Genomic DNA, 24,875 nt, shown 5'->3' on the forward strand with positions numbered 1-24,875 from the left:
CACTGACAATCGGCCCTGACCTGCACAAAGTCACTGCTTTCCGACTTTTGGCGGGTGCCCGGCCGCGAAGTTGTCCACAGGCTGGGGACCTCGTCGGCGGATTGTCGTCCGGGCCAGGCACTATGGGGCCATGACTGAGAGCCACGGGTCCACGCCGTCCACCCCTGAGACCGGGGCCATGCCCGACTGGGAGAAGCGCTTCCGGGCGCCGCGGGTGTCGCTGCCGGACTGGGCGGAGGACGCCCCGCACCGCTCCCTGTTCGTGTCGAACGCGACGGGGACGTACGAGCTGTACGCGTGGGACCGCGCCACGGGCGAGCAGCGCCAGGCCACGCACCGGGCGAACGGCACGACGGACGGCGTGCTCTCGCCGGACGGCGAGTGGATCTGGTGGTTCGACGACAAGGACGGGGATGAGTTCGGGATCTGGCGGCGGCAGAGGTTCGCCGGTGGAGAGTCCTCCGGAAGTCCCGAGGGTCCCGAGGGTCCCGACGAGCCCGCAGCCCCGGGCCTGGAGCCCTCCTACCCGGGGGGACTGGCCATCGGCCGGGACGGGCGCACCGCCGTCGTGGGCCGCTCGACGGACGAGGACGGCTCGACGATCCATGTGGCGAGGACCGGCGAGGCCCCCGTCGAGATCTACCGGCACCGGGAGTCGGCCGGGGTCGGCGACCTCTCGCACGACGGCTCGCTGATCGCCGTCGAGCACACCGAGCACGGCGACGCGATGCACTCGGCGCTGCGCGTGCTGCGCCTGGACGGCTCGACGCTCGCCGAGCTCGACGACACCAAGGGCGGCACCGTCGAGCTGGGCCTGGAGGTGCTGGGCTTCGCCCCGGTCGACGGGGACACCCGGCTGCTCATCGGGCATCAGCGGCGTGGCCGTTGGGAGCCGCTGGTGTGGGACGTCGCGTCCGGCGAGGAGACGGACCTGGCCCTCGACCTGCCCGGCGACGTGGCGGCCGAGTGGTATCCGGACGGGTCCGCGCTGCTCATCGCGCACAGCTTCGAGGCCCGCAGCGACCTGTGGCGCTACGACCTCTCCTCCCGCGAGCTGGTTCGGGTGCCGACACCTCCCGGCACGGTGTCGGGGGCGACGGCCCGCCCGGACGGCACGGTGGAGTACCTGTGGTCGTCGGCGGCCGAGCCGTCGACGGTCCGCTCGACGACCGGCGAGGTGGTCCTCGATCCCCCCGGCCTGAAGTCCCCGGGCTCCGTCCCCGTGGAGGACGTCTGGGTGGAGGGCCCCGGCGGCCGCATCCACGCCCTGGTCCAGAAGCCGGCGGGGACCACCGGCCCCCTCCCCACGGTCTTCGACATCCACGGCGGCCCGACCTGGCACGACAGCGACTCGTTCGCGGCGGGCCCGGCCGCATGGGTGGACCACGGGTACGCGGTCGTGCGGGTCAACTACCGCGGCTCGACGGGCTACGGCCGCGAGTGGACGGACGCGCTCAAGCACCGCGTCGGCCTCATCGAGCTGGAGGACATCGCGGCGGTCCGCGAATGGGCGGTGGCCTCCGGCCTGGCGGACCCCGACCGCCTGATCCTCACCGGCGGCTCCTGGGGCGGCTATCTCACCCTCCTGGGCCTGGGCACTCAGCCGGACGCGTGGACGCTCGGCATCGCCGCCGTCCCGGTCGCCGACTACGTCACGGCGTACCACGACGAGATGGAGGCCCTGAAGGCCATGGACCGCACCCTCCTCGGCGGCACCCCGGAGGAGGTCCCCGAGCGCTTCGAGGCGTCCTCCCCCCTGACCTACGTCGACGCGGTCAAGGCCCCCGTCTACATCTCCGCCGGTGTGAACGACCCCCGCTGCCCCATCCGCCAGGTCGAGAACTACGTCGACCGCCTCACCGCCCGCGACGCCGTCCACGAGGTCTACCGCTACGACGCGGGCCACGGCTCCCTCGTCGTCGACGAACGCATCAAGCAGGTCCGCCTGGAACTGGATTTCGCGCAGAGGCACATCTTCTAGCCCGTCCGGCGCTGGAGATCTTTCAGCCCGCCCGGCGTTTGAGGACGATCGCGAAGCGCGATACGGGGGTCTGGGGGGAGCCCCCAGGTACGGGAAGGGCAGGGGCGGCTGGGGCGAAAACACTCCACGCCCGCCCCGGCTCCCGCCCCCGCCCACTCACCCACCCGCGGGGCCTACGCCCCCCGGCGAACCCCTACGCCCCAGCCGCCCGTTCCCGAGGCCGCCGCCCCAACAACTCCGCGAGCCCCCGCCGGGTCGCGGCGAGCACCACCCGGTCCTGCGGCCGCAGGACATAGGTCGAGGGAAGATCCCACACCAGCCCAGAGGGCCGCCCGTCCCCCGGCGGGGCGGACGCAGGCCCGGCCTGCCGCCCGCCCGTCACCCCGGTGTCCAGCGCAAGCACCCGCCACGCCCCCGCCCGAAACGCCTCACCCACCGTGCGCCCCTCCAACTGCGGATACCCGCTCACCCCCACAGCCGCGAAGAGCAACACCCGCCGCTCCACCGGAATCGCCCCGAGGATCTGCCGCCCCATCATGGAGCCGGCGAACGCGGGCGCGGCCAGATGGGACACACTCCGGCTCCGCGTGAGCGCATGAGGGTGCGCGGCACGCAGCGTGCGGTACACGGCGGTCGCGAAGCCGTCGTCGTACAGCCGCAGCACGACCCGCAGATCGGGCCGCACCGTACGGGCGTACAACACGGCCTCCAGATTCGTCGTATCCGCACTGGTCAACGCCAGCAACGCATGCGCCCGATGAATCTTGGCGGCCTCCAGCACCCCTTCCTGGGTCACATCCCCCAGCACCACCGGCACCCGCAACCGCCGCGCGAGCGCCAGCCCCCGGGCCTCGGGATCGGCCTCGACGCACACCACGGGAATGTGCAGCTCCCGCAGCCGCGCCAGCACCCGCGTGCCGATCTTGCCGACCCCGAGCAGCACCACATGCCCGGACAGCCCCCGCGGCGGCTTCCGCAACGCGGACCCGCTGCGGAACGTACCGAGCGCCTCCAGCACGGCGGCCAGCAGCACGGGAAGCAGCAGTAACCCGACCAGTCCGGAGAGGAGTTGGAGAATCTGCCGCCCGGCAGACTTCCCGATGGCGGGGTCGTTGATCGCGAAGAGGTCGAGAAGCGTCAGATACGTCGCCTTCAGCGGGTGTTCCCCGGTCACGACCATCGACGCGACGGCGAGGCCGACCACACACCCCACGATCCCCGCGAACGACCAGCGCAGCCGCCGCGACAGCAGCGAGCCGAAGGGTACGACACTGCGCCCCGCGGGCAACGCGGGACCCGAGTACGACACGTTCTCCAGTACGACGGTGCCGCGCCCGGTGGCATCGGCCACCGCCCTTTCGTCGGGCAGGAGTTGGGGCCCCTGCGCGCCGCTGCTCTCGGACCCGTCGGCGCCGGCGGGGTCATTGGTCGTGGCGGACAGCAGGGCCAGCGTGCACAGCCCGGGGTCGGCGACCTGCCCGGGCCCGGGTGGCGGCCGCTCCACCGCGCGCAGCATCAGCCCGTCCGTCTGGACGACCTTGCTGGTGCCGGCCACGGCGGTCGCGGCGAGCGCGGGCGCGACGGTGTCGGCGTCGGACAGGACGGTGGTGGACGCGTCGAACGCCTCGGCGTCGCCGTCGGCGCCCGCGGCGGCCAACGCCGAGGCCTGGTCGAGGAGCGCCTCGATGTGCTGGCCGAGTCGCCGGTTGTAGAGCCGCAGGACCAGCCGGATGCGCGGGTTGAGCCGCCGGGCGGTGAGCGCGGCCCGGATGTTGGTCTCGTCGTCGTCATACACCAGCGCCAGCGCGGCGGCCCGTTCCACGCCCGCCTCGGCGAGCACGGCCTCGGTGGCCTCATCGGCCTCCAACACCCGTTCCGAGCGCGGAGGTTCCGCCGTACGGCCGCCTCCCGCGTCGCCGTTCCCCGCCGCCCTGGTCACCGCCGCGGACATCCGGTCGAACAACGCGGTGGCCCGTGCCCGCCCCACCACCGGTGGCCGCGCGATCCGCCGTGCGGGCGGCACGACCAGGGTCACCTGCTCGCCGTAGACACCCCGCAACTCGGCGGCCAGCCGATGCGCCAGGCCGTCGTCGCCGCACACCACCATGGGCGCGGAGGCGTCGGGCGACTCGCTCTGATTCGGAAGGCTCCCCACAGGAGAGAAGACTGCCGCACCAGCATCACTGGTTCCACCCTGGTCCCACCTGGGCCCACCCGGGTTTCCCCCGGCCCCACCTTGATCCACTACTGGGAACAGCGCCGCCGGCCCCGAATCGCCGCCCGCCCCCGCCCGGTACGCCCCTCGAGCGAGGGCACCTCCGGGATTTGAGCCCACGACCGTCGGCTCCCGGATGGCTCCCAGGTGCCCTTGCGGGTCCGTCGAATCCCGGCTACTTCTTTGATCGTCGTTGACCCTCCTTTGCCCCTGCTGTCACTGGCGTGACCTACGCTCCGGTCAATTCCCCAGTTCAACAGGGGCTCTTTTCGTTCCGGGGGTTCGAAACCACCGTGCACATACGCACTCTTCCGGCCGCGACAGCGCTCGCGGTCCTCTTCAGCTCGGCCGCGCTCGCGGTCACGTCGGCCGCGCCCGCGCTGGCCGACTCCAGCACCATCCTGCCGGTCAAGTCGACCGGCGACGTCGTCGTGGACGGCGTCCACCAGCGGGTCTTCATCAGCGACCCGACCAGCGGAAAAGTCGTCGCAACCGACTACAGCGGCACCGTCGTCGGCATGGTCGACTCGCTTCCCGGCGTCCGCGGCCTGGAGCTTTCCGCCGACTCCGGCACTTTGTACGCTGCCGTCGAGGACGCCGACGCGATCGTCGCCATCGACACGGCGACCGCCACCGAGGCGCATCGCTATCCGACGGGCGACGGCACTCAACCCGAGTACCCGGCCCTCGCCGGCGGCAAGCTCTGGTTCGGCTACCGAGGCTCAGGCACCGGCAACATCGGCTCGCTCGACCTGAGCGGCGCCGACCCGGTCGTGGCCCTCCACCAGGACACCACCCGCAACTGGAACGACGCTCCGGTCCTCGGCTCCTCGCCCGGCGCCCCGAACACCGTCGTGGCGGGCGCCCCGGGGCAGAGCCCCGTCGAACTGGCGGTGTACGACGTGTCGTCGGGCTCGGCGACCCGCACCGCGTACGCCTTCGATCCAGGCAGCAGCAGCAACCTCAGCGACCTCGCCGTCACCCCCGACGGCAAGGACGTCGTCACGGCCAGCGGCGCCCCCTACAAGCAGGAGGCGTTCAAGCTCTCGGACCTGTCGGAGGACGGCAGCTACACCACCAACCCCTACCCGAACGCGATCGACATCGCTCCGAACGGCGCGATCGCCGCGGGCACCTTCTCCTGGTACGACCCGGACGTGCACATCTTCGAGCCGGGCGTCGCCACGCCGGTACGGCAGTACGACTTCCCGAACACCGGCACCAGCAGCGGCGCCGACACCCTCGCGCCCTCGGGTCTCGCCTGGGCGCCGGACGCCAGCAAGCTGTTCGCGGTGTCGTACAACGACGCGGACGTGTACTCGCTGCGCGTCCTCGACGACCCGACCAAGGCGGACACCACCCTCACGGCGACCGCCCCGGCCACCGCCACCCGCGCCAAGTCCCTCACCGTCACGGGCAAGCTGACGTCGAACGCCGCGTTCCCGTCCGGTACCACGGTCTCCGTCACCCGCACCGACGACGAGTCCCCGTCCGGCAAGGCGCTCGGCACGGCGACGGTCGGCGCCGACGGTTCGTACTCCTTCGCCGACACCCCGCCGGCCGGCGGCAAGGTCACGTACACGGTCACCTACGCGGGCGACGAGTACCACGCGGGCGCCACCGCCACGAGCACGGTGAACGTCACCCGCACGGCGACCGCGGTGACGCTCACCAACAACGGCAAGGTGTACGCGTACAACAGCGCGGTGAAGTTCACGGCGCACCTGGGGACGACGTACAAGAACCGCACCGTCGCGATCTACGCCAACCCGTACGGTGCCGACAAGCCTGAGAAGCTGGTCAAGTCCGGCACGGTCGACTCCTCCGGAAACCTGTCCGTCACCCTCAACCTGACCCGCGACACCAAGCTCACCGCCAAGTTCACGGGCGACACCCGGTACGCACCGGCGACAGCCACCAGCACGGTCGGCGCACGAGTCCACGTCTCGACCGCGCTCAGCGGCTACTACAAGAGCCAGACGGCGTGGAGCCAGACGTACCGCTACTTCCACAAGTCCAAGGACCCCGTCTACGACACGACGATGACGCCGTACCCGGGCCGCAAGTACAAGGTGGAGGTGCAGGGCTACGACGAGGGCGCCTGGCGCGCCACGCACTCCGAGTACCTCGTCCTCGGCTCGGGCGGCAAGGACACGCTCGAACTCACGGGCACCCCGCCGACGGGTGTCCGCTTCCGGATCCGGTCGTCCTACATCGACACGACGTCGGGCGACAACGTGAACTCGACGACGCACGGAACCTGGAAGTACTTCATCTTCACCAGCTGACGTCCCGCAGCTCTTACCGAAGGCTGACGTGACGGGCGCGGGTCTGCTGCCGAGGCAGGCCCGCGCCCTGGTGTGTGCGGCATGCGCGGTGCCGGTCATACGTGGAGACTCCGGCGACTGCTCTTTCTGGGTGTTTCAGGCGGTGGTGTCGTCGTAGGCCAGGTCGCCGCCCAGTTCGCGGGAGGCTTCGGCCTGCGCGAGGAGTTCCTGGGCCTTGGCCTTGACGCCTTCGATGGCGTCGGCGCCGGCGACGAAGCGCAGCAGCGGCTTCTCCTGGTCGGCGATGGTCAGCAGGGCGCGGGCGAGCTTGGCGGGGTCGCCGCTCTGCCGGCCGTTCATGCTCTTCCAGGCCGCGATGGTGGCGGTGGTGCGCTCGGCGTAGTCGTCGATGGTCGGCTCGGGCCAGGTGGTGGAGGCGTCCACGAGCAACTCGGTGCGGAAGAAGCCGGGCTCCACGACGGTGGTGTGGATGTTGTAGGGCTCGACGTCGTAGCGCAGCGACTCCATCCAGCCCTCCACGCCGAACTTGGAGGCGGCGTAGGCGACGCAGAACTCCTGGCCGATGATGCCGGCGGAGGAGGAGAGGGTGATGACGTGGCCGGCGCGCTGCTTCCGCATGAGGGGCAGGACGGCGCGGGTGACGTTCATGGGGCCGAAGAGGTTGGTCTCGATCTGCTGGCGCATCTGCGCGGGCGTGATCTCCTCGAAGTAGCCGGCGAAGAAGTTCCCGGCGTTGTTGATCAGGACGTCGATGCGGCCGAAGCGGTCGACGGCGGCCTGCGCGGCGGCCTCGGCGTCCTCCAGGTTGGTGACGTCCAGCTTGGTGACCAGCAGGTTGTCGTGCGGTCCGCCCAGGGTCTGCTCGACCTCTTCGGGGCGGCGACCGGTGGCGACGACCTGGTGGCCGGCGGCGAGGGCCTCGCGGACGATGTCCGTGCCCAGACCGCGTCCGGCACCGGTGACGAGAATGACCTTGCTCATGAGGGCTTCCTTTCAGATGCCGTGGTCCGGCACCCGGTGTTGTGCGGTGATGATGCGTGGCTGTGCGGTGATGATGCGTGGCGTCCCGGCGGGTGTCCGGGCGGCCGATGGCGGCGGACGGGATCAGGCTTGGTCGGTGGGCATGATCCACAGTTCGCCGATGGAGGCATGGCGGGGGCGGGTGACCATGTAGGCGACGCCGTCGGCGATGTCGTCGGGGGCGAGGACTTCGGTCGTCTCGTAGAAGGGGTTGATCATCGCGCCCTGGATCTCGGGCTTGTTGTGCGAGCCCAGTTCGGTGTCCACGCCGCCGGGTTCGAGGACACCGACGCGTACGTGCCGCTGGGTGACCTCCTGGCGCAGGGACTCGGTGAAGCCGTTCACGCCGAACTTGGTGAGGTTGTAGACGCCGTAGCCGTTCCAGGCGACGCGGCCGGCGATCGAGCTGATGTTGACGATGTCGGCGACCCGGCGCGGCCCGTCCTCGGCGGCCTTGAGCAGGTGCGGGAGGGCGGCGCGGGTGGTGTAGAGCAGGCCCTGGACGTTGACGGCGATCATGCGCTCCCATTCGTCGGCGTCCGCGCCGACGACGGGGCCCAGGAGCATCAGACCGGCGTTGTTGATCAGGGTGTCCAGCCGTCCGAAGTGCTCGACGGCCTGCTGTACGGCGGCCTCGGCCTGGGCGCGGTCGGTGATGTCCGCTTCCACCACCAGGGCGGTGCCGCCCGCCTTCTCGATCTCGGCGGCGAGGTCGTCCAGGCGGTCCTTGCGACGGGCCACGAGGGCGACGGAGGCGCCGTCCTCGGCGAGTCGGCGGGCGGTGGCGGCGCCGATGCCACTGCTCGCACCGGTGACGAGCGCGACGGTGTCGGTCAGCTTCGTTGCCATGGGGGGTGTCCTGTTCTTCTTTGGTTCTCTGGATGTGCGGCGTAGGGCCGGCGGGGGGACCCGTACGTGCCGAGGGGCGCGGCGAGCGCCGGTCATGGCCGGCGGCAGAAGCGCCGCCGTATCCGGGCCATTCACACCGCCGTGGGCGGTGCACCATCAACAGAACCGGTTGTCACGGGAGTGTGGGAGTCCCTGATGAGGGGGTCACTGAGAGGGACCCCCAGCCCTGCGACAGCGCTCGTAGAGTGGAGCGCATGGCAGGCAGAAACGACCCTTACGACGCCAACCGCGACATCCGTGGTGATTTCCGCGCGGAGATCCGGGAATTCCTGGGTACGCGACGGGCCAGGGTCACCCCCGAGCAGGCCGGACTGCCCCTGTACGGCGGAGACCGTCGGCGGGTCACCGGGCTGCGCCGGGAGGAGGTAGCCCTGCTCGCGGGCATCTCCAGCGAGTACTACACCCGGCTGGAGCGCGGCAACGCCACCGGCGTCTCCGAGAGCGTCATCGACGGCATCGCGCAAGCGCTGCAGCTCGACGAGGCCGAGCGGATCCACCTGCTCGACCTCCTGCGCGGCGCCGGCACGACCCGTCCGCCGCGCCGCCGGCCGGCCCAGCAGCGCGTCCGGCCCGCGGTGCAGCGCGTCCTCGACTCGATGACCGGTACACCCGCGTTCGTACTCAGCGGACGCCTGGACATCCTGGCCGCCAACCACCTCGGGCGGGCGCTGTTCTCCCCGGTCTACGCCGACCCGGTGCGGCCACCGAACAACGCCCGGTTCGTCTTCCTCGACCTGCATGCGACCGAGTTCTTCCGCGACTGGGACGAGGTCGCAGGCGACACGGTCGCCATGCTGCGCGCCGAGGCCGGCCGCGACGCCTACGACCGGCGGCTGACGGACCTGATCGGGGAGCTGTCCACCCGCAGCGAGGAATTCCGTCGCCGCTGGGCTGCCCACAACGTCCGGATCCACACCACGGGCCTGAAGCGCCTCCACCACCCGGTCGTCGGCGACCTCGACCTGCCGTTCGAGACCTTCCCGCTCGGGGCAGACCCCAGCCAGTTCCTCCTCACCTACACCGCCGAGCCCGCGTCACGTTCGCAGGACGCCCTGAACCTCCTGGCCAGTTGGGCCGCGACCAACGACGACATCGACGAGTCCGCGTCGACCAACGACTCCGAGTCGGCCGAGTCGGCCGAGACCCCCGACTGATGGCCGACACGCCGTGCCTGACCTGGTGTTTCACTGTCGGGTGGCGGGATTTGAACCCACGACCTCTTCGTCCCGAATGAGGGTCGGTTGCTGATCTTGCCAGTGCGGTTGGTGTTTGACCAGGTCAAGGGGTTGGTGCGGATCGGTCCGGCGTGGTGTCGCGGGCGTTCGGGGAGCGGATTGGCTCCCCGAACGGCTCCCAGGAGGATTGCGGCGGGCGACGGTCCCGTGCCAGCCGCCGCCCGCTGCTGTGTGGCCAGTTCCTCGCGCTCACTGCTGGTCAGGCCGTCTCACTCACCCGCGTCGATCTCGGCATGGCTGACCCACAGCCACCGCGCGGTCTCAGTCAGATCGAAGTCCTTGGCGACCAGATCGACCGAGCGGTCCCACGCCGGCACAGCTCGACGATCTCGGTCTTGAACTCTGGCGTGAATGGGCGGCGAGGCCGGGGGCTTCTTCTTTCCCATGCTTGCCATGATGAACATCTTGCCGGGGCACAACCCCTGATCTCAGAGATGCCCGTTGAAGCGGATCTAACCCACGTGTCCGCCGGTGCATCGGCACGATGAGTGCCCACTCCCTCGATACTTCACAACTTCACATGCCAGAACCAGCCCGGCAGGAAGCAATGCCGTGCGAATCGGCCGAGACCGACGTGGCGGACAACCCGCCCAGCCGCCACACGACCTTACTCGGCCAGTCGTTCCGGACTACGCACATCCGATCACGCCAACTGACTCACGAGCTCGGAACAACACATCCGGGTGCCTGGCGGTGGATCCCCAGCGCTCTACTGGCACCGGAGCGGGTCGGGTCACACCTTCTTGACGACGATCGTGTCCGGCACCAGCTTCTCCAGGTCATCGACGTCCGATGTGAAGACGGTGACCTGTCCCTTCTGCTGTCGCGCGATGACGGCGAGCACGGCGTCGATCGCGTACTTGTGGCCGTGCAACTTGGCGTCGGCCAGGAGTCGGCGTGCCTGGCGGGCCTCGTCCTTCCCGATGTCGACGACCTGGAGCCGGGACAGTACCCAGTCCCAGCGCTGTTCGGTCGTTCTGCCGTCGTACGCCTCGACCAGTGTCATCGGGGACGTCACCACCTCGGCTTCCCCTCGAGCTGCGAGATCGAGCCAGGCGATCATCTTCCGGTCGCCGCGTACCGCAAGGGACAGGGCTTCACAGTCCAGTACGAAGACACGGAGGGGCCGCTGTCTGTGCTCACCGGTTCGCTTGTTCACGCGGCCTCTCCGGCGTTGTGCTTTCCGGTGGTTCGACGCCGCTCGTGTTCGGCGTCGAGTTCCTCCAGCTTGTCGAGCGCTGCCGCATGCTCGTCCTCAGTGACGGGGCCGTGCTCTTCCTGCAGCCAGTCGACCAGTTCCCGGAGCCGATCCCGGTCGCGCTTGAAGCGCAGAGCCTCGGCGACGTACGCCGAGAGACCCCGCTCAGCCGCGTCCGCGCGGATCTCGTCCAGGAGATCCGCGGGAATCGTCACCGTTACCTTCTTTGTGGCCATACAAGAGACCATACTCTTGGTATTGCACTCCTTACCAGTGGGTCACGTGATCGACGCTCGGCGATCAGACGGCCGTGGCGGGGCGTGGGCTGCCGTGGAAGACCTGGCTGGTGTGCCAGGAGCGGTGGATCGCCGCGACGGGGTGGGCACCCGGTTGGGGACCGATGAGCGGGCGGTCGGCGAGCGCTATGACGTGCTCCCGGGCGGCAGGACTCTGGCCGACGAAGCGCTGCGAGACCAGGATGCGGTGACCTCCCCCACTCTCGGCTTCGCTCGAGCGGGTGGACCCCCATGGGCGGGGGGACCCCCATCCGATGCCGAGGACGCCCTTGTCGAAGAGCTTGTGGTGCAGCGAGCACAGGCACAGTCCGTTTTCGACGTCGTCCGGGCCGTCGAACGCCCACCAGCGCACATGTGCGGCCTCCAGCCCGACCGGCACCGCGCCTATCCTGCCGTCGTAGCCGCAGAAGGCGCACTGGTACTCGTATGCCGTCAGGACCTGCTCCCGCATCCGGGGATCTCGCCGCCTGCGCACGGCCGAGAGCTGTTCGGTCTCCGCCGGCTCCAGCTCCAGGCCGACGGATTCGCACAGATCGCCGTGGAGCGAGGGCGGGAAGTTCAGATCGAGCAGGACCCGTGCCATTCTGCCGAGCAGCGACGGCTCGCGCCGCAGCGCCGCCCGTAGTTCCGGCGTCAGCCGCCCTGCGGCTCCGACGGCCCGCAGCTCCCGCACGCCACTGCCGGGGCTGCCCGGTCCGCCATCGGTGCGCACCTCCCACACGCCGTCGCTCACCAGATGGTGGAACGGGTAGGCGGGCGTCGTTCTGTTGGGTGGGCCGTACTCGGCCAGCAGCCGTCTGAGGTCGTCCTCCACCGCGCTGTACCGCAGTTCACCGTCGGCATCCTGCTGGAACCGGCCGAGCGCGTACAGGAACAGCAGTGGCTTGTGCGGAGCGCGGGTCCCGCTTCTGCTCCACTGCCTCAGCTTCGCGGTGCGCTCCAGCCAGTCCATGACCGGCGATCGTAGTGGTGTTGGGGTGCGGTGGTATCGAAGGGGCTTGGGGAGCGAGTCGACTCCCAGATGGCGCCCAGACACCCTGCGGCATCAGCCTGGGGCCGCTGGCTTCGTGCCGACGTTGCCCGTTGCGGCCTAACGAGCCGTGCCGAGGCGACTGCGACGTGTCGTAACCAGGTGGCGCCATCGTTCGCGGGTCTGCCGCTCTCCGTCGATCCACTGTGCTCGCCCGGTGTGCTCGGGAAGCGGAAGGCCGGCCATGAAGTGCGCGATCTCGACGTAGTAGGCGTAGTCGCCGCTCTGAGTGAGTTCGCGCAGGCGGGTGATCGTCGTGGCAAGGTCGTCCTGGGCGTCGAGGGCGGCGTGGTGGAAGCACAGGGCCAGTTGCAGTTTGGCCGCGGCGTAGGAGATGCCGGAAACGTCGATTTCGGCGAGTAGGACGGCTGCCCGGTCGGGCAGGTCGGCGGCGCACCCGGCGTCGCGTACGAGTGTGGCGATGCGAGCGGTCATCTCGGTGGAGCGCAGGCTGAGGTGCGACAGCAGCCGGTCTGCCAGGTCGAGCTCGTCATCGGCCCGAAGCGGGTCAGCGAAGGCGACGGCGAAGGCGAGATGCGCCTGGACCATAGCGGTCTCGCCGACCACACCGTGCTCTTCTGCTTCGCTCCGGGCTGCCAGGTAGGCGGCTGCCGCCCGCTCCATGTCACCTTGCACCCACCACACGTCTCCCAGCACCCGATGATGCCGCCCCTCCCAGCCCAGCCTCCCTGCGGCTTCGACCGCCGTCGGGAAGTCTCCGGACAATCGGCTCAGGTGTGCCAGGCCGCGTCGAGCGGCAGAAGCCAGCCGACCGTCGGCGGAGGCGACGCGCTCCATGCCCTGGCGTGAATCGTCGGTCAGTCCGAGGTCCCGCCGGGCCTTCGCCAGGTAGTACGTGGCCAGTTCGACCACGTCATTCGGGAGCAGCTCCGATGCAAGGACAGTCGAGAGCCGACTGGCTGTGCGTTCACGGTGTTCGTGCTGGCGCCGGGCGATGGCGCTGAGCGTTTCCACCAGGGCATCCGCCGCAGTCTGCAGGCCGTCCGACGACGTGGCGTCGGCTGTGGGGAGTGCCAGCGGTTCCCAGATGGAGTCCCCTACGTATTGGAATGCGGCATCGGCGAGCCAGCCGAGATCGAGATGGAAGTCCCGTGCGAGGAGCAGCCCTTGCTGGAGACAGCCGACGAGGACGGCGCGGTCGCGTCGCAGGTCCTGGCGCCACTGCGATTCCAGGGCGTGGAAGGCACGCTGGGCCGCGCGCTGCCAGTCCTGCTCCGACCAGCGGTCGTCACTGCCGTCGTCCGCGTTGCGAATGGCGGCGCGGATCAGGTCGTGGACATGGAAAGACCACACGCCGGAGGGGGACTCCCGGATGAAGGGGCGCTCGGTCAACCGTAGGGCGGGCGCGTCGTGCTCCATGCCGGCGACCTGGGTGGCCAGCGGCACCGAGAACGCGCTGAGCAGGCTGACCGAGCGGAGCACGTGGCGTTCCTCAGCGGTCAGGTCGCTGAGGGTGCGGGCGATCAGGGCCGGGAAGTCGTGGTCGAAGTCGGTGAACTGCGGCTGCCTGCCACCGCGCCGAAGTTCCAGGTAGCGCATGACCGACAGGTCCAGATACAGAGGCAGCCCATGGGAGCGCTCGGCGATGATCCGGCGGACCGGTTCGTCGATCAGCGGCTGTCCGTCGCGGCTGAGCCTGCGGGCCAGGTAGTCCTCGCAGTCTTCGGGGGAGAAGCCGCCGATCAGGATCTGGCGGCCGGATGCGCCTGACCGTGTGTGTGCCGTATTGGGGACGAGGCCCGGCCAGGCAATCGACCCGGTCCAGTCGAGTTGTCCTTCCAGACCTGCCTCGGCCCACTGAAGGCGATTGCGTCCGGTGACGACGAAGAACGCGTTGGGCATCAGCCACACGATGCGCTGGAGCAGGCGCTCGAAGTCGCGGTGTGTGCGGTCACCGGTGTCTTCGAAGGTGTCCAGCAGGATCACGGGCAGTGCGTTGTCGTCGGTCGGGAGTTGGGCCAGGTCCCAGGCGAGAAGGTGCGGGTAGAAGCTGAGGGCCTCCAGGTCGGGCTCGGCCTCCAGGAGGTCCGCCAGGCGCGAACAGCCGGCGAGGGCGCGCACGGACTGGCGCCGCTCGCGTAACGCCTTGATGAGCGCTCCGGCCCCGTGCCCGAGCGCACTGCCGACGGTGCCGGGCAGGAGCAGGGTCTGGGCGACGTCGCTGAGGGCGGACTGCATCTGCTGGGGCAGAGCGGCAGCGGCGCTGAAGCGGCTCAGCAGCCCGCCCCGGCGCAGGTAGTCCTCGATCGGTTCGCCCGGGTGGTTGTGCTCCCAGTAGCGGCGCAGGGCGAGGTCGAAGGCGGGCATCGGCTGGCCGAGCGCGGCGACGGCAAGGCGGATGGTGAGGATGACGCGTTCGAAGTCCATGCCCGCGGCGCGCGCGAGGTCGATGCGGACCGGCAGTGTCCGCTCCTCGGGGTGGGACGGTGATCCCCATTGCACGGGGCGGTGCTCGCTACGGGCGAGCGATGCCTCGATCTTGCGGGAGAGCGTGGACTTGCCGATCCCGCCCACGCCGTGGAAGACGAGGATGTTGCGGCGGGGAGTTTCCAGGTCCTCCACGTCGAAGTCCCCACGGTTCACCTGCCGTATGTGCTCTGCGAGGCCGGCCGTCACCGCTTGCCACTGTGCCTGCCGGTTCGTGAACGCCTCAGTGGCGGCGATGCTCCGGTCGTTCGAGCTGAACAGCGTTCGAAGGTCCCGCCCTGCCACCGCTCCCCCTGACGATCAACTGGAGCCAATCTATGCTCCCTTGAGTACCGCCTGGCAAGCCCGCATTGAGGCAGGTCTGCAGGTCACATTCGGCGCACGGCAGTTGAGCACCGCCAGGTGCGGCGGGGCCAACGAGCAGGGCGCTCACGCGACCGAGGACTGGAGAAGGTGATCTGGACGAAGAAGGCGTCCGCATTCCGTTCGGCGGTTTTCATCAGCCGAACGATGAGTTCTTGCGGGCTGCCGGGTCAGTACGGGCATGACTGCTATGAACACGCCGCCGGTCGTCTCCCGCTCGGAGTGGCTGGCTGCAAACGAGACCCTGCGCGCCCGGGAGAAGGCGCACACCCGGGAGGGCGATGCGATCGCCGCCGCACGGCGACGGCTGCCCATGACCGAGGTCGACCCGTCGACTCCGCTCCTCGGAGGCAACGGAAAGGTCCCCCTGATCGACGTCTTCGACGGTCGTACCCAGCTGTTCGCGTCGTATCACATGTGGCACGACGGCCGCCCCGCCGCCGACCAGTGTGAGGGCTGCACCTTCTTCACCGGCCAGGTCCGCGAACTGTCCTATCTGCACCAGCGTGACGTCACCTTCGCCGCCTTCTGCCAGGGCCCCTACGAGGAGTCCGACCGTTACCGCCGCTTCATGGGCTGGGAGATGCCCTGGTACTCCGTACCTGCCGAGTCTCACGAACGGCTCGTCGCCGGTCGCCACTTCGGGATGAAGGCGTGCTACCTCCGCGACGGAGACCGCGTCTACGAGACGTACTGGACCACCGGCCGCGGCGTCGAACCCATGGCGCCGTCATACGGCATCCTCGACATGACCGTCCACGGGCGGCAGGAGACCTGGGAGGACTCCCCGCCGGGCTGGCCGCAGCCGTACGAGACTCGCGGCCAGCAGTTCCGCAGGGACGGACGGCCGACCGCGCAATGGGCACGGATCGCCGTCGGCCATGACGACGACCTCTACAGCGGACAGCCCGGCACGGCGGGCTCAGGCTGCTGCTCCTGAAGCCGGGCCCGAAGGGCGCAGCCCAGCCGGGATCCGAGGACCGCAGTGCTCCGGACGTGCACCCCCACCGCGCCCCCGAACCCCTCCCGCCTGCCACCGCACACAGCCGCTCAGAAGACGTCCGCATGCGCTCGGCGGTCTTGATCAGTCGAACGGGGTTCCTGATCGGATGATGTGGCGGGGGTCTGATGCCGGCGGGGACTGCCTGCCTCGGGCTGCGGCCAGGGCAAGTCAGCTCGGCGGCCGGCGCTCGAAGTGTGGGGACGAGTTCGGGGTGGTCCCCGCGTGAGGCTGACTGCAGCAGCTCGGTGATGACGATGATCTGTGCGACGCGCCCTGGCTCCGTCTTGAGCACGGGAAAGGTATCGCGGACGAGATGGGCGAATCCGGAGGTGTGGAGCGAGTACGCCAGGAGCATAGCCGCGTCGTAGCCGGCTGGTGCCAGGCCGAAGCCCTCCCAGTCGAGGAGGTAGGGGGTGGCGCTCGCGAGGTTCGCGGTATGCAAGTCTCCGTGGGCTGTCGTCCAGTCCGTGATCCGAGGGGCGGGGACGTCAAGGAAGCGGGGGACGCTGCGGTCCGCCCATTCCTGCCGTACGGCCACACGGTCCGTAGGAACCGTGCTCACGTACTCCAGGTCGGTGCGGAGCGACACCCACCATACGGTCGGCGGATCCAGATCCATGAGCAGGACGGGACTGGGGGAGGCGACGGGGTCGGCGACGTACTGGTGAAGCTCGGCCTGGTAGGCGTAGCCATCGCTGCTCGCGCCGGTGGTGTCGTAGAGCAGTGGTTTGTGGACGCGTCGGTCAAAACAGGGCGGCGGCTTGGCGGTTGCCCTCCCAGATCTTTCCTGCCGCGACAAGGGCAGCATCGGTATCCGTCTGCTCACGGACCTGCGCGACTACATGTTCAACGGCATCGACCGCCTGCCCACTGTTGCGATCCTCGACAGGCTGCACAGCCTCGAAGAGGCTCCGTGGGCGGACATGAGCGGCAAGCCGCTCGATGCCCGCGGGCTGTCGCGGATGCTGCGGGAGTACATGACCGCGGACAACACCCCCATCGCGGCCCGCAACATCAAGGCCGGCGGGAGCGTCATGAAGGGCTACTACGCGAGCGATCTGCACGACGCGTGGCAGCGCTACTGCCCACCCCCGCGGAAAGTGCGCTACTTCCGCTACCTCCGCTACCGAGCAGCTCAGAGGCGGTTTCCGGGTAGCGGCAAGCCGCTCCGCATCCGCTACCGCAACACCCCATCCGCTACCCGCAGGCAGAAGCCACCGCCTGAACTTCCCATCACCCGAGTTCCACAGGGCCGCGCCTTTCAGAGCGCGGCCCTGTCCTATGGAGGCACGACAGAGCATGACCGACACCCCGAAGCGCGCCAAAGGGCTGGCCATGGTGCGGACACCATCTATTGGGACCCGGCCAAGAAGAGTTTCGTGGGGGCCGTCCCCCTGGGGCACGGCCCGAACGGCAAGCGCCGTCGACCGAAGGTGTACGGCAAAACGAAGACCGAAGTCCGCCAGAAGATCCGGGACTTGAAGAAGGAGGTGCAGACGGGCGTCAAGGCGCCGGCCAACTACACCGTGGCCGACGCGGTGAACGACTGGTTGGAGCGAGGGCTGAAGGGGCGCGACGAGAAGGGCACCATCGGCAAGAACCGTTCGATGGCGAACAAGCACCTGATCCCGTTCATCGGTAAGGCCAAGCTGAAGGAACTCAGCGCGGACGAGGTGGACGACTGGTTGGACGACAGGGCTGAATTCCTCGCGACGCGAAGCCTGCGCGACCTGCTCGCCATCCTGCGCCGCTCCATCGCGCATGCTCAGCGCCGGAACAAGGCCGCGCAGAACGTCGCCCTACTCGTTACCGCACCGACGACATCTTCGCCCGCAAGAAGGGAACGTCGTGGCGGCTGTCGTCGACTGATTGCGGGTAGGCATGACGGTTGGTCCGGTATCGGGGGGTGTGCTGATCAGCGCACATGGCTGCCACGATCGGGGTGCTGTGGATCCGCAAGGCTGGTGGGGGCTGCTGTTGCAGGGTGCTCTTTCCGCGGCTCTGGGAGGCGTGGTGGCTGCGCTGACAGCCTGGGGAGTCGTATCGGCAACCCATAGACGGCAGCAGCAAGCTGCGCTTTTAGGTGAAGCCCGTCAGGCGGCGATAAGGCTGTTCCACTTGGCGGGCGGCTACCTCGGCATGCTGGAGAGAGCCCGTGCGGATCTCAGCCTGCCTGTCCCCGACACGGACGGACACGACTGGCTCGTTGCTGCCACCAGCGTGGAGATCGCGATGCTCTCCTTGCCCGGCGACATAGGGCGTCGGATCTCGCACGACATCGGAGAAGCGCGGCGTGCCCTAGAAACGCTCAACAGTGATGGGCAGCGCGAGACAGACGCCGTCGCAGCAGTGCTGCGCTGCCTACAGACCCTGGTCGATGATCTGGCCGACTGGCTCATGGAGGGGCGACACCTCATGTCCCGAGAGGGGTGATTGAGGTGCTTGATCTACTTCCTTTGGCCCCCCGTTTGGCCCCCCGTTTGGCCCCCCGAGCACGACAGAGGCCCATCCGCGATCAAGCGAATGGGCCTCTGACCTGCTACTTAGCTGTCGGGGTGGCGGGATTTGAACCCACGACCTCTTCGTCCCGAACGAAGTGCGGGCAAGGTCGTGATCTGTCACAGATGCATCATCGACATGAGATCAGGGCTCCGCATACCCGTCGACACCTCAGGAAGGTCTTGGCCCGGCCGCATCCATCCGGCCGCTTCGGCGGCGGCGACTGCGTCCGCCTCGGCCGCGTCCGCGCCGGCGTTCAGTGTCTCGTCCTCGCCCAGGCCTCCCGCCCCCGCGGCTTCTGCGGCGGCCTGGGACGCCTTGAGAGCGGCTCGACAGGCAGCGACGGACAACTCGCTGGAGTTGTCGTGGAGTTGGCCCATCTGGGCGGCTTGGGCAGCGGAGGCGGAAGCGTTCCTGGCGCACCGGGAGTCCGCTGCGGGGGAGGGGGAGCCCTCAGAGAGAACGGCGACGGCTTGAGCGGCTACGCGAGCGGCGTGGGCGGACTTCCATGAGATCTCACCTTCTGTCGCCCCGCCTTCGTGCTTCTCGTCGGAGGTGTGCTGCTGGATGTAATGACAGATTGCCGCGGCTCGGGACGCGGCACTTCGGGTGCGCGTGGCGTGACTCGTCCTGAGTGTCCGCTCAGCGGTGTCCTCTGCTGTCTCCTGTTTCTCCTGGGGCTGAGGCACTCCGGCTTGCGAGGAACCCAGTTGCTCATTGCCGTCGGGGTCGCTCATCTCGGTCTCCTCTTCGGGCAGGAGGATCGCTTCCTGATCGGTACCCTCGTCGGCACCCGGACCCGGCGGACGGCAGGGGCTGACAACGACCGCCCGGCAGAGTGGCACGTTGGGCGTGAAGAGGCCAGAGATTGTGCGGCCTGTGCGGTGGAACCGGCGGTGTGCTTCGCCGGCGCAGGGGCGATCAGCCGTCGTCGGACGTCTGGCGGGAAGGCGGGAGCAAGAGATCTCTCTCGGGGTGTCGCTCGCCCGTGACGCTTCCCCGGATGCCGAGGTCTTGCCGAGCAGCTTCGTGGAAGGCGTTGATCGCGCGGAACGCGGTTCGGTTGCGTCGGCGCCAGTCATCCAGGCTTCCAGGCTTCCAGGCTTCCGCTGATCTTGCCTGTGGCCTGCCAGACGATCTCGGAGACCATCGCGTTCAGTTCGTGCCCCTCCTCGATGGCGTCATCGCCGCCGAGCAGCATGACGCGTTCAAAGGTGCCACCCCATAGGCGACTTGCTTCCGCGAGATCCTCACGCAACTCGTGTTCGGACCTCTCGCTGTCGGACAGCCCTTCCCTCGACTCGTACAGCCGGGCGGCCATGGCGATCCTCGACTTCGCGGCGTCCGTAGTTCCCGTACGCGTCGATCTTCTTGTCGTCCCACCGCGTCAGGAGCTGGTCCGGTTCCGGCTTCTCTCCATCAGGTAGTTCGTGACGTGTGTCATCAGCGCGCCGAGCAGTACTGCGGCGATGGTCACGAACTGCTCGCCCGCACTCAACTCGTCCCCCAGCCGTGACTCCTGAAGATGCTGAATGATCTTACAAGTTCGGGTAGTTGAGGGTTCACGAGATGCTGAAACAGGGGGCGGCGGCGTGCCTCGGGGGACGCGATGCCGGCCATCGCTCCGCCGCCGGTGGCGATGCCGCCGCTCGGCTTGGGTGCGGCGAAGGGGGGCGTGTCCGGTCGGCATGTTGTTCCGGCCGGAGGGAGGGTGCCGTCGATGAAGTAGCGGCTCTCGTATTCCTGGACGCAGCTGCTGGGGTTGAGCAGTGCGGTGTGCCCGTACCCGTTGTGGGTGAGCAGGCGGGCGTTGGCCAGTTCTTTGGCCATGGCCTGCGCGTTTGAGTAGGGAGTGGCGGGGTCGTAGGTGGTGCCGACCACCAGGACGGGGTGTGCCGTGGGCTTGTTCCACGGGCCGCGGTAACGGTTTGCGGCTACGGCCGGCCAGGTGGCACACGGTTCTGCGGCCCAGGTCCAGAAGCGTCCGGCGTCGCCCGCACGGAGGGCGCTGGCCTCCTCCAGCGCGTGGTAGACACCGGGGTCACGTGGATTGGGGCTGTCGGAGCAGAACACGGCACCCGCCTGTTCATCGCCCGTGTACGGATTCGGGACGGGTGGTGCGGGTAGCGGCGCGGACGGCTTCGGGACGCGGCCCTGCCACAGGTCCTGCAGCCTGCCGGCGAGGTCCGTCCAGCCGGGGTGGACGATGTCGAGGGCGCTCACCGCGTCACCGACTGTCCGGCCATAGGTCCAGGCGCCCACCGGATGCTGTCGGAGGCGTCGCATCAGCTCGTCGAACTTGTCCCGGGTCGCTTTCGGGCTGCCGGCGGAGAAGGCGCAGCCGGCCGTGCTGGTGGACCCGCACAGGGTGAGGAACCGGTCCAGGACCGCCGCCAAGCCGCGGTCCGAGCCCGTGCGCAGGAAAAACGGCAGCCGGGGTTCCTCGTTGGAGGCGTGGTTCGTCCAGGCCTGCGGGTCGATGTTGCTGTCGAGGGTCATGGCGCGGACCTTGCCGGGGAAGAGGTTGGCATAGGTGGCGCCGAGGATCGTGCCGTAGGAGATCCCGAGGTAGGTGAGTTGCGGGTCGCCCACCGCCTGGCGGAGCTGGTCGAGGTCGCGGGCGGTGTCGGCGGTGGACACGTGGCGCAGGAGTTCGGGGTCACGCCGCTCACAGCGCCGGGCCAGATCCTTGTACGCGGCGATCCAGGTCGTCCGCTGCTGTTCGCCCACCGGGAGGCCGGCCGGTTTGCTCGAACTCCAGGCGTCGGCTTCTTTGGGACTCGCGAAGCAGTTCACCGCGGTGCTGTTGCCGACTCCGCGTGGATCCCAGCTGACGATGTCGAACCGCTCCCGTACCTCCCGCGGGAAGAACGCGTAATTCTGCGGCATCTGCACCGTTCCGGGGCCGCCGGGGCCGCCGGGGTTGAAGAGCAGGGTGCCGATGCGCCGTCCGGGGCCGGTTGCCTTCCGCTTGACGACTGCCAGCTCGATGGTGCGACGACCGGGGTTGAGGTAGTCCAGCGGTACCTTCGCGGTCGCGCAGTCGAACTCAGGGCCTTGGACGCAGGGTTTCCAGTCCAGCTGCGGGGCGGGCACCGAAGGTGACGGCCCGCCGGCCGCGGCAAGGTCCTGCCCGGTGAATACCGTCGAGCAGATCACCGCCGCAGCGATGGCCGCGGCACGGCGCGGGCGGGCCGCTATGAATCTGGATATAGGCATGCTCTGCCCTTTTCGTGACTAAGCGTCTGATGCTCCGGCTATCGGCATGCACCCGTGTCAACAACACTGCGGTCCGACAAGGCGCGCCAGCCCACCGCGGCCGAATGGGCCGAGCTCCTCCCAGGTGAACCTCCGCACGTACGCCGGCAGCCGTCATCACGGATGCGCGGCGCCGGAACCGCTGGAGCAGTTCGGCCGGCTGGAGATCGAATGCGCAGGCCAGAAGGCCGTGGTCGCCGGGCTTTGCCGACTCGGGCGCTGCTCGGCGAGATCGTCTGGTTCGGATTCTTGATTCCCGCATGGTGAGAATGTAGTTTCCGCATAGGGAGAGCGTTGATTCGGCATGGTGCGGGAGAGCACTCGCTGAGCTGAGGTGAGCGCCTCGTAGGGGCGTCGAGCTCAAGGATCCCGGGCCATGGCGGCGTTCCGACGACCCTCAAGGCGGCCAAGGTGCTGCCCGCGTCAGACGGCAGGGACCGAGAACATCGCCTGGGAGGGCGACTACCCGCACAGCGACTCCCTGTGGCCGGACGCCCCGGAGCAGCTCCACGACGTGCTGGAAAGCTGCGACGTCCCGGACTCGGACACCGCGAAGATGACCCACGAGAACGCGATGCGCTGGTACTCCTTCGACCCCTTCGCCCACATCCCGCGCGAACGGGCCACGGTCGGGACGCTGCGCGAGGCGGCCGGGGGACACGACGTCAGCATCCGTCCCCGCAGCAGGCAGCTGACCGAGCCGGTCGACAAGCTGGAGGCCTTCCGCTCTCGGGCGCGAGCGGCGATAGCTGCGGCCCGGTAGCCCGTCCACTGGGGTGACGGGGACGGGCCACTGAAGCGTGCGCCCGCCCCCGCCTGGGGGTGGTGGGCGGCGCTACGTGAAGAGCCCCAACGCCGCGTCAAGTGACCACGACTGCCAGCCCATTGCGAACAGGGTGGCCAGTGAGATCAAGGCCATCATGAGGTTCTGACCCTGCTCGGCCCAGTCGTGGATCATCAGCACCAGATAGATCAGGTTGAGCGCGAGCCCGCCGACGAGGGCGATCGGTGTGAGGAAGCCGGCGATGAGACCGAGGCCGAGGGCCAGTTCGGCGTAGGCGACCACGTACGCCATCAGGCGAGGCCGCGGCTTGACGACTCGGTCGAAGCCGAGTCGTACGAAAGACCATCGGTGCTTGGCTGCGATGCCCCCTGCCCACGTGATGCCGCCTCCCGTGAACCATTCCTTCTTGTCCTTGTGGCGCCAGCTCTCCAGCCACCACAGGCCAAGGCCGATGCGGAGGACCGCGAACCACTCGGCACCGTTGAGCCAGACCGTTTGCATCCCCTGGTCCCCCTCCGACCCCGACATGAATCTGATGGATCGTCAGTTCAGCGGATCGCATTCCGGATCGCAAGGGGTGGGGAGCTGCTCGCTCTTGCTGCCGGCGGGGTGGCCCTCTACCCTGAATCTGATGGACCGTCAGATTACGGCCGGAGAATCGGCAGGCAGCAGGGGGTAAGGCGTGGTCAGCACCGAGAGTGGCACCAGGGATCTGCCCAAGGTCATCAGCGTGGATGATCACGTGATCGAGCCCGCGCACCTCTTCGAGACGTGGCTCCCGAGCAAGTACCGCGACAAGGGGCCACAGCCCTTCACCGCCGGTATCGGCGATCTCCAGTACATCGGCGGGAAGTACCGGTTCACCACGGACCCGGACGGCCAGGTCACCGACTGGTGGAGGTACGAGGGCGAGATCTTCCCGTACAAGCGCATCATCGCGGCCGTCGGGTTCTCCCGTGACGAGATGACCCTTGACGGCATCACGCGCGAGCAGATGCGGCGTGGTTGCTGGGACCCGAAGGCCCGGCTGGAGGACATGGACCTCAACCACGTGGAGGCCTCGCTCTGCTTCCCGACGTTCCCCCGGTTCTGCGGGCAGACCTTCGCGGAGGCCAAGGACAAGGAGGTCGCGCTCGCCTGTGTCCGCGCCTACAACGACTGGATGGTCGAGGAGTGGTGCGGCGACAGCGGAGGGCGGCTCATTCCGCTGTGCCTGATCCCTCTCTGGGACATCGACCTCGCCGTGGCGGAGATCAGGCGCAACGCGTCCCGTGGCGTACGAGCGGTGACCTTCAGCGAGATCCCGACGTACCTGGGGTTGCCGTCGATCCACTCCGGCTACTGGGACCCGTTCTTCGCGGTGTGCGAGGAGACCGGGACGGTGGTCAACATGCACATCGGATCGTCGTCGCAGATGCCCGCGGCCTCGCCGGATGCGCCGCCGGCCGTGCAGGCCTCGCTGAGCTTCAACAACGCCATGGCCTCGATGATGGACTTCCTGTTCTCCGGGGTCCTGGTGAAGTTCCCGCGCCTCAAGTTGGCGTACAGCGAGGGGCAGATGGGCTGGATCCCGTACGCCCTGGAGCGCGCCGACGATGTGTGGGAGGAGCATCGGGCGTGGGGCGGGGTCAAGGACCTGATCCCGGAGCCGCCGTCGACCTACTACTACCGGCAGATCTTCTGCTGCTTCTTCCGCGACAAGCACGGCATCGAGGCGATCGAGACCGTGGGCGTGAACAACGCGACCTTCGAGACCGACTATCCGCACGTCGACTCGACCTTCCCGCACACGAAGCAGGTGGCGGCGGACCATGTCGCCGGTCTCCCCGACGATGTGGCGTACAAGCTCCTGCGGGGGAACGCGATCCGGATGCTGCAACTGGCCTTCGACCAGGGGAATTAGACGGCAGGGGACGTCGCCGGGGACGGTCGGTTGAGGGGACCGCCTGGCGGGCAGTCAGGTCATGAAGGCCATCAGGCCCGACCCGCTCGCCGACCCGTTTCAGGGGCCGGTGTCCTCTACGTGGCTGGAGTGCACATGAAGGTTTCCGTGGACCCCGACGTCTGCTACGGCTCCGGTGACTGCGCCATCAGGGTTCCGTCCGTCTTCGCTTTGGTGGACGGATACGGCACCGTGCTGCCCGGCCGTGAGGACACCGGCGATGAGCCCGAGATACGAGAAGCGGCTGATTGGTGCCCGTCCCAAGCGATCCGTTTCACCGAGTAGCGCGGGGTCGGCAGGCACGCGGGAAGCCCGTTGCGTCCGGGACAGACCGGAGGCCGCCATAGCCCGCCGGGTGACTGTGCCGTACCCGTGCGAGCATCTCGCACGGGTACGGATGCTCAGA

General features: G+C 68.8%; 20 protein-coding genes, 1 tRNA gene and 2 pseudogenes. 10 read left to right on the top strand and 13 right to left on the bottom strand.

The genetic code is table 11. The features are described from left to right. Positions 1 to 130 precede the first annotated feature (130 nt). On the top strand, positions 131 to 1,981 hold the full coding sequence (locus ACZ4WS_RS23875; protein ID WP_467983244.1) for a S9 family peptidase: 1,851 nt from the start codon (positions 131 to 133) through the stop codon (positions 1,979 to 1,981). 193 nt (positions 1,982 to 2,174) lie between these two features. On the opposite strand, the gene ACZ4WS_RS23880 is transcribed toward ACZ4WS_RS23875, so the two are convergent. Further along, positions 2,175 to 4,088 carry an NAD-binding protein gene (locus ACZ4WS_RS23880; RefSeq protein WP_467983482.1) on the bottom strand — a complete coding sequence of 638 codons (1,914 nt, stop codon included), beginning with the start codon at positions 4,086 to 4,088 and terminating at the stop codon, positions 2,175 to 2,177. A gap of 401 nt (positions 4,089 to 4,489) precedes the next feature. On the opposite strand from ACZ4WS_RS23880, the gene ACZ4WS_RS23885 reads away from it, so the two are divergent. Then, positions 4,490 to 6,484: a YncE family protein gene (locus ACZ4WS_RS23885; protein WP_467983245.1), complete on the top strand. Its 1,995-nt coding sequence runs from the start codon at positions 4,490 to 4,492 to the stop codon at positions 6,482 to 6,484. Positions 6,485 to 6,619: 135 nt separating this feature from the next. Here ACZ4WS_RS23885 and ACZ4WS_RS23890 read toward each other — a convergent pair whose 3' ends face one another. Beyond that, positions 6,620 to 7,465, bottom strand: coding sequence for an SDR family oxidoreductase (locus ACZ4WS_RS23890; protein WP_467983246.1), 846 nt, complete (start codon positions 7,463 to 7,465; stop codon positions 6,620 to 6,622). Positions 7,466 to 7,588: 123 nt separating this feature from the next. Further along, positions 7,589 to 8,353, bottom strand: a complete 765-nt coding sequence (locus tag ACZ4WS_RS23895; protein ID WP_467983247.1) for an SDR family NAD(P)-dependent oxidoreductase — start codon at positions 8,351 to 8,353, stop codon at positions 7,589 to 7,591. A 254-nt stretch (positions 8,354 to 8,607) separates the two neighbouring features. Between ACZ4WS_RS23895 and ACZ4WS_RS23900 the strand changes: the two genes are divergently transcribed. Beyond that, positions 8,608 to 9,567, top strand: a complete 960-nt coding sequence (locus tag ACZ4WS_RS23900) for a helix-turn-helix domain-containing protein (RefSeq protein WP_467983248.1) — start codon at positions 8,608 to 8,610, stop codon at positions 9,565 to 9,567. Between the two features lie 290 nt (positions 9,568 to 9,857). On the opposite strand, the gene ACZ4WS_RS23905 is transcribed toward ACZ4WS_RS23900, so the two are convergent. The 5 genes from ACZ4WS_RS23905 to ACZ4WS_RS23925 all read right to left on the bottom strand — a co-directional run bounded on the left by ACZ4WS_RS23905 (position 9,858) and on the right by ACZ4WS_RS23925 (position 14,905). Further along, on the bottom strand, positions 9,858 to 10,034 hold the full coding sequence (locus ACZ4WS_RS23905) for a hypothetical protein (protein ID WP_467983249.1): 177 nt from the start codon (positions 10,032 to 10,034) through the stop codon (positions 9,858 to 9,860). 347 nt (positions 10,035 to 10,381) lie between these two features. Continuing rightward, positions 10,382 to 10,807 (bottom strand): PIN domain-containing protein, encoded by a 426-nt coding sequence (locus tag ACZ4WS_RS23910; protein WP_467983250.1) that lies wholly within the window; start codon positions 10,805 to 10,807, stop codon positions 10,382 to 10,384. After that, on the bottom strand, positions 10,804 to 11,082 hold the full coding sequence (locus tag ACZ4WS_RS23915; RefSeq protein ID WP_467983251.1) for a CopG family transcriptional regulator: 279 nt from the start codon (positions 11,080 to 11,082) through the stop codon (positions 10,804 to 10,806). Before ACZ4WS_RS23915 ends, ACZ4WS_RS23910 begins: the two co-directional genes overlap by 4 nt. A gap of 64 nt (positions 11,083 to 11,146) precedes the next feature. Next, positions 11,147 to 12,094 carry a phosphorothioated DNA-binding restriction endonuclease gene (locus tag ACZ4WS_RS23920; RefSeq protein ID WP_467983252.1) on the bottom strand — a complete coding sequence of 316 codons (948 nt, stop codon included), beginning with the start codon at positions 12,092 to 12,094 and terminating at the stop codon, positions 11,147 to 11,149. Between the two features lie 138 nt (positions 12,095 to 12,232). Then, on the bottom strand, positions 12,233 to 14,905 hold the full coding sequence (locus ACZ4WS_RS23925) for an ATP/GTP-binding protein (protein WP_467983253.1): 2,673 nt from the start codon (positions 14,903 to 14,905) through the stop codon (positions 12,233 to 12,235). A gap of 259 nt (positions 14,906 to 15,164) precedes the next feature. Between ACZ4WS_RS23925 and ACZ4WS_RS23930 the strand changes: the two genes are divergently transcribed. Continuing rightward, entirely contained in the window at positions 15,165 to 15,923 is a 759-nt protein-coding gene (locus tag ACZ4WS_RS23930) for a DUF899 family protein (RefSeq protein ID WP_467983254.1), read from the top strand. 406 nt (positions 15,924 to 16,329) lie between these two features. Here ACZ4WS_RS23930 and ACZ4WS_RS23935 read toward each other — a convergent pair. Continuing rightward, positions 16,330 to 16,794, bottom strand: a pseudogene (locus ACZ4WS_RS23935) (phosphotransferase); the annotation flags it as partial. Here ACZ4WS_RS23935 and ACZ4WS_RS23940 point away from each other — a divergent pair. The 3 genes and pseudogenes from ACZ4WS_RS23940 to ACZ4WS_RS23950 form a co-directional block, all read left to right on the top strand. Further along, positions 16,775 to 17,142: pseudogene (locus ACZ4WS_RS23940) on the top strand (DUF3631 domain-containing protein); the annotation flags it as partial. The pseudogenes ACZ4WS_RS23935 and ACZ4WS_RS23940 overlap by 20 nt on opposite strands. A gap of 382 nt (positions 17,143 to 17,524) precedes the next feature. Next, positions 17,525 to 18,043 (top strand): tyrosine-type recombinase/integrase, encoded by a 519-nt coding sequence (locus ACZ4WS_RS23945; protein ID WP_467983484.1) that lies wholly within the window; start codon positions 17,525 to 17,527, stop codon positions 18,041 to 18,043. Further along, positions 18,000 to 18,419, top strand: a complete 420-nt coding sequence (locus ACZ4WS_RS23950) for a hypothetical protein (protein WP_467983255.1) — start codon at positions 18,000 to 18,002, stop codon at positions 18,417 to 18,419. Before ACZ4WS_RS23945 ends, ACZ4WS_RS23950 begins: the two co-directional genes overlap by 44 nt. Before the next feature lie 117 nt (positions 18,420 to 18,536). Here ACZ4WS_RS23950 and ACZ4WS_RS23955 read toward each other — a convergent pair. From ACZ4WS_RS23955 to ACZ4WS_RS23965, 3 genes are all read right to left on the bottom strand, one after another. Further along, positions 18,537 to 18,660 (bottom strand) — tRNA-Pro (locus tag ACZ4WS_RS23955). Positions 18,661 to 19,563: 903 nt separating this feature from the next. Then, positions 19,564 to 19,806, bottom strand: coding sequence for a hypothetical protein (locus ACZ4WS_RS23960; RefSeq protein ID WP_467983256.1), 243 nt, complete (start codon positions 19,804 to 19,806; stop codon positions 19,564 to 19,566). A 173-nt stretch (positions 19,807 to 19,979) separates the two neighbouring features. Further along, entirely contained in the window at positions 19,980 to 21,704 is a 1,725-nt protein-coding gene (locus tag ACZ4WS_RS23965; protein WP_467983257.1) for an alpha/beta hydrolase, read from the bottom strand. Positions 21,705 to 22,119: 415 nt separating this feature from the next. On the opposite strand from ACZ4WS_RS23965, the gene ACZ4WS_RS23970 reads away from it, so the two are divergent. Then, the gene (locus ACZ4WS_RS23970) at positions 22,120 to 22,506 is read left to right on the top strand and encodes a hypothetical protein (protein ID WP_467983258.1); all 387 of its coding nucleotides are present in this window, start codon (positions 22,120 to 22,122) and stop codon (positions 22,504 to 22,506) included. A gap of 72 nt (positions 22,507 to 22,578) precedes the next feature. Here ACZ4WS_RS23970 and ACZ4WS_RS23975 read toward each other — a convergent pair whose 3' ends face one another. Next, entirely contained in the window at positions 22,579 to 23,028 is a 450-nt protein-coding gene (locus ACZ4WS_RS23975; RefSeq protein WP_467983259.1) for a DoxX family protein, read from the bottom strand. A gap of 181 nt (positions 23,029 to 23,209) precedes the next feature. On the opposite strand from ACZ4WS_RS23975, the gene ACZ4WS_RS23980 reads away from it, so the two are divergent. Continuing rightward, positions 23,210 to 24,430, top strand: a complete 1,221-nt coding sequence (locus ACZ4WS_RS23980) for an amidohydrolase family protein (RefSeq protein WP_467983260.1) — start codon at positions 23,210 to 23,212, stop codon at positions 24,428 to 24,430. 135 nt (positions 24,431 to 24,565) lie between these two features. Further along, positions 24,566 to 24,754, top strand: a complete 189-nt coding sequence (locus ACZ4WS_RS23985; protein ID WP_467983261.1) for a ferredoxin — start codon at positions 24,566 to 24,568, stop codon at positions 24,752 to 24,754. The last annotated feature ends 121 nt before the right edge of the window (positions 24,755 to 24,875 follow it).

Source organism: Streptomyces sp. NPDC029292 (assembly GCF_055569295.1).

Excerpts from the sequence above, each read along its gene's own strand:
- ACZ4WS_RS23920 (WP_467983252.1), bottom strand. The coding sequence starts at position 12,094 with ATGGACTGGCTGGAGCGCACCGCGAAGCTGAGGCAGTGGAGCAGAAGC.
- ACZ4WS_RS23985 (WP_467983261.1), top strand. The coding sequence starts at position 24,566 with ATGAAGGTTTCCGTGGACCCCGACGTCTGCTACGGCTCCGGTGACTGC.
- ACZ4WS_RS23900 (WP_467983248.1), top strand. The coding sequence starts at position 8,608 with ATGGCAGGCAGAAACGACCCTTACGACGCCAACCGCGACATCCGTGGT.
- ACZ4WS_RS23960 (WP_467983256.1), bottom strand. The coding sequence starts at position 19,806 with ATGGCCGCCCGGCTGTACGAGTCGAGGGAAGGGCTGTCCGACAGCGAG.
- ACZ4WS_RS23890 (WP_467983246.1), bottom strand. The coding sequence starts at position 7,465 with ATGAGCAAGGTCATTCTCGTCACCGGTGCCGGACGCGGTCTGGGCACG.
- ACZ4WS_RS23965 (WP_467983257.1), bottom strand. The coding sequence starts at position 21,704 with ATGCCTATATCCAGATTCATAGCGGCCCGCCCGCGCCGTGCCGCGGCC.
- ACZ4WS_RS23970 (WP_467983258.1), top strand. The coding sequence starts at position 22,120 with ATGGCGGCGTTCCGACGACCCTCAAGGCGGCCAAGGTGCTGCCCGCGT.
- ACZ4WS_RS23905 (WP_467983249.1), bottom strand. The coding sequence starts at position 10,034 with ATGGGAAAGAAGAAGCCCCCGGCCTCGCCGCCCATTCACGCCAGAGTT.
- ACZ4WS_RS23880 (WP_467983482.1), bottom strand. The coding sequence starts at position 4,088 with ATGGTGGTGTGCGGCGACGACGGCCTGGCGCATCGGCTGGCCGCCGAG.
- ACZ4WS_RS23895 (WP_467983247.1), bottom strand. The coding sequence starts at position 8,353 with ATGGCAACGAAGCTGACCGACACCGTCGCGCTCGTCACCGGTGCGAGC.
- ACZ4WS_RS23930 (WP_467983254.1), top strand. The coding sequence starts at position 15,165 with ATGACTGCTATGAACACGCCGCCGGTCGTCTCCCGCTCGGAGTGGCTG.
- ACZ4WS_RS23915 (WP_467983251.1), bottom strand. The coding sequence starts at position 11,082 with ATGGCCACAAAGAAGGTAACGGTGACGATTCCCGCGGATCTCCTGGAC.
- ACZ4WS_RS23975 (WP_467983259.1), bottom strand. The coding sequence starts at position 23,028 with ATGCAAACGGTCTGGCTCAACGGTGCCGAGTGGTTCGCGGTCCTCCGC.
- ACZ4WS_RS23875 (WP_467983244.1), top strand. The coding sequence starts at position 131 with ATGACTGAGAGCCACGGGTCCACGCCGTCCACCCCTGAGACCGGGGCC.